This window comes from Bowmanella yangjiangensis (genome assembly GCF_017255015.1).
GTDB lineage: Bacteria > Pseudomonadota > Gammaproteobacteria > Enterobacterales > Alteromonadaceae > Bowmanella > Bowmanella yangjiangensis.
Map to the genome: position 1 here is coordinate 1 of NZ_JAFKCS010000091.1, position 3,017 is coordinate 3,017.

Sequence of the window (3,017 nt, forward strand, 5' to 3'; positions counted from 1 at the left end):
ATCATGCAGCCAGCGTTTACCGACACACATGACGGATCGCGATGGGGAAATGCGGTGGCGTACCTCGTCAGCTTCAAACTGTCCTTTCAGCCGCAGTCCTGGGTGGTTTGGTGGGTGAGGCGGCTCCTCCAGCGTTTCACAGAGGGGCTGACTCCACGGCGACTAAAGGTCTTCTGAGCAATGCGCTGAGCGTCCTCAGACGATATTCCGCCTTGAACCAGACGTTTCACATAGTCCGCTTCCGACAGCTCTGGCGCATTCTGTGGATGCATGTGGCTTCCTGTCCGGCTGATGACAGCCTTCAACCAGCGTGATGGGGAGCTACGGATGGCTCCCTTGGCCAAGGCGTTCAACAATTGGGTGGTGATCGCATGCTGCTGATCAGCCGGAGCGGAACTGATCAGCAGGGCGACCTGTTGACTCTCCAGAGCACTCAGCCGCGTCAGTTTTGCCGTGCGGCTTACTGATGATTCATATGGGGGTTCATATGGTGGTTCTAGGGGTGACATAGCTATGTCACCCTCCCCCTGACATAGCTGTGTCACCCCGGGGGTGACAGTGGTGTCACCCTCCCTGGCGATGTCATCAGCCGGGGGTGACAATTTGTCGGGGTAGGTCAACGCGAGTGTGTAGCCGTTAGAAACCTGCCGGCCGCTGGCATCGAATCGAGCGTCCTTCTTCAGCAGACCGGCAGCCAGTAGGGTTTTGATAGTGCGTTGGACGGTGCGCTCCGAAGTGCTGCACTTCGCTGCAATCGTCTTCATCTTCGGCCAGCAGTAGCCGTGATCATCTGCGTTATCAGCGAGCGCCATGAGAACTAGCTTCGGCACAGGCGGGAGCTGCTGCTCCCATGCCCAGTTCATGGCTTTGATGCTCATAGCGGTCAGGCTTCTTCGATGACGCGAGCGACTGCAGAGGTTTTGAAATAGATCCGCCGGCCGATTTTGACCTTGCACGGGCGTAGCTTCGCGGACAGCTCGTTGTCGCCGCTCAGGGAGATCCTCAGGCCGTTTTTGCTGCGATGTAGCACCTCTGCGAGCTGCTCGAGGGAAAGCAGTGGAGAGCCTCCGTAACGGTTCAGCAGGGTTTCTTCGACTGTCATCTTGCGACTCCTTGTATGGCTTGCGATACACTGCGCTCATTACGCGAAAAAGGCGTAAGAGTCCTTAAAAAATACTAAATGTCCATATTTTAGACATTTAGTCCTTTTTATGATCGAAGGCTTACGATGTCAAGCACGATTGAAGACCGCGTCATTCTGATTCTGAAGGAGCAGATGTCTCCGGCTGACCTTGAGAGCCTGAAGGGGCACGAAGGGCCATTCTCTGCGCTGCTCAGCCTGTGGAGTCAGCCGCCGTACGCTGGTCGCGGCTTTTGGGAAAAGCTCTCCCAGCTCACAGGCATTCCGTCCGCCCGGTGGCGTAGTGCGTTCTCGCGCAAGCAGAAGCCGACCTCAGCCATGATCGAGTCGATTGCCCACCTGTGGCCGAAGTACGCGTTCTGGCTGGTTACTGGCGTGACCGATGCGGCCAATGGTCATGTGGCGCCATTAACGGCGTTGACCTTCCCTGAGTTTCTTCATGCGGAGCAGCCTGGTGCGGATGCGTATTTCAGTAAGGCCATTGCCCTGGCAAAGCGACTGTATGAAGAGGGTGAGGTCGATCTGGAGAGCGATGAAGCGCGCCTTGCGGCAGTTGAGAGGACGCTTCCCTTGGCGCATTGGGTTGGAAGCGATCTAGTTGACGTGGCTTATCGACTGGCAACCAGCGATGAGTATCAGGAGCTTGTCAGAGCTTGGGAGGGCCGAGAAGAGTCTCGTGCTGAGCATCTTGGTCGGGTGCTAGGCACTGACCGGCCCTGGGAGCGGCAGTTGGAGGAGGGCAAGTCCCTCGGCCTCAAACTGACTCCGATCCCAGGACAAGACCCTCGCGTTACGCACCAGAGCAGCTGGGATCTTTTCTACAAGCCAGACAGCGAAGATGCCTGAGAGCTGGTGACCTAGGCTGGGTCAGTTAAAGCCCTTAGTAAGCGTGGTGAAAAAATCCAGGCTGCATGCCAGCAGATCAGTTGTCACCCTGTTGCCTGCTGCGCCTGGTCGTTTTCCTCTCCAGCTTATCCAGCTTGCTGACAAGGTCTTCAGCGCGCAGGTGCGTGTAGCGCTTAAGCATCTGCATCGACTTGTGGCCGCTGATGGCCGAGACCTCCTGATCAGAGAGGCCTCCCTCGACCAAGCGGCTGACCGCCTCATGACGTAGATCGTGGAAGCGCAAGTCGGGCATCCCGAGCTTCTTCTTCAGCAGCCCCCAGGTCTTGGTGAAGGCATAGGGGCGACGTTTCCCGTCCTTTCCCGGTTCACCGAAGAACACCAGATTGCAGTCTTTGGGGCGAACGGGGTTCGCCAGTGCGGCCCTGAATGTTTCGGTTGCCAGCTTGGTAAGGAGAACGGTGCGAGCACTGTCGTTCTTGGTGTCTGCGAGTCGCACCACGCGCTTTTTCAGGTCGACCTGATGGCAACGTAGGCCGGTTATCTCCGACGACCTCATGCCCGTTTCCAAGGCGACTCGGACGATCCAGCCCAGCATGGGGTTGCTGTGGTTGTTCACCGCAGCGAGCAGACGCTTTTCTTCGTTAGCGGACAGTCGGCGGTCGCGACCGTCTCCAGGGCTCGGCTTGCGGATATTCAACACCGGGTTGAAGGTAAGGCCCAGGCCCCATTCCTGAATAGCTACCGTGAAAAGGTGGCTGAGAAGGGCCAGTTCAAGCCGCACGGTATTGTTGCTGGTGGGAAGGCCGCGCTTGCTCAGGGTACCGAGCCTTGTGTCGCGATATTTGGCGATGACTTCAGCGGAGAGGGCGGCCATGGAGTACTTGCCCAGGTGCTGGATCAGCTGCTTGGCCTTGGTGGCTTCGGCTTTACGCGTAGTGGGCTTCTTGCTGGGCGTCACCTCGGACAGGTAGCGCTCTAGAGCTTTCTCCAGGGTCATGCGCTCGGAGCTGCTGCGCTGGATGTACACGCC

General features: G+C 57.8%; 4 protein-coding genes. 1 reads left to right on the forward strand and 3 read right to left on the reverse strand.

Features of this window, described 5'->3' with window-relative positions:
* Positions 1 to 86 precede the first annotated feature (86 nt).
* Both J0A65_RS21930 and J0A65_RS21935 read right to left on the reverse strand, forming a co-directional pair.
* The gene (locus J0A65_RS21930) at positions 87 to 878 is read right to left on the reverse strand and encodes a helix-turn-helix domain-containing protein (protein WP_206596451.1); all 792 of its coding nucleotides are present in this window, start codon (positions 876 to 878) and stop codon (positions 87 to 89) included.
* A 5-nt stretch (positions 879 to 883) separates the two neighbouring features.
* Positions 884 to 1,102, reverse strand: coding sequence for a hypothetical protein (locus tag J0A65_RS21935; protein ID WP_017363018.1), 219 nt, complete (start codon positions 1,100 to 1,102; stop codon positions 884 to 886).
* Positions 1,103 to 1,228: 126 nt separating this feature from the next.
* Between J0A65_RS21935 and J0A65_RS21940 the strand changes: the two genes are divergently transcribed.
* Positions 1,229 to 1,987: a hypothetical protein gene (locus J0A65_RS21940; RefSeq protein WP_206596452.1), complete on the forward strand. Its 759-nt coding sequence runs from the start codon at positions 1,229 to 1,231 to the stop codon at positions 1,985 to 1,987.
* A gap of 76 nt (positions 1,988 to 2,063) precedes the next feature.
* Here J0A65_RS21940 and J0A65_RS21945 read toward each other — a convergent pair.
* Positions 2,064 to 3,017, reverse strand: a 954-nt coding sequence (locus tag J0A65_RS21945) for a tyrosine-type recombinase/integrase (RefSeq protein ID WP_206596453.1), incomplete at its 5' end; no start/stop codon positions are given.

Coding starts and splice junctions, on each gene's coding strand:
- J0A65_RS21930 (WP_206596451.1), bottom strand. CDS start 878: ATGAGCATCAAAGCCATGAACTGGGCATGGGAGCAGCAGCTCCCGCCT.
- J0A65_RS21935 (WP_017363018.1), bottom strand. CDS start 1,102: ATGACAGTCGAAGAAACCCTGCTGAACCGTTACGGAGGCTCTCCACTG.
- J0A65_RS21940 (WP_206596452.1), top strand. CDS start 1,229: ATGTCAAGCACGATTGAAGACCGCGTCATTCTGATTCTGAAGGAGCAG.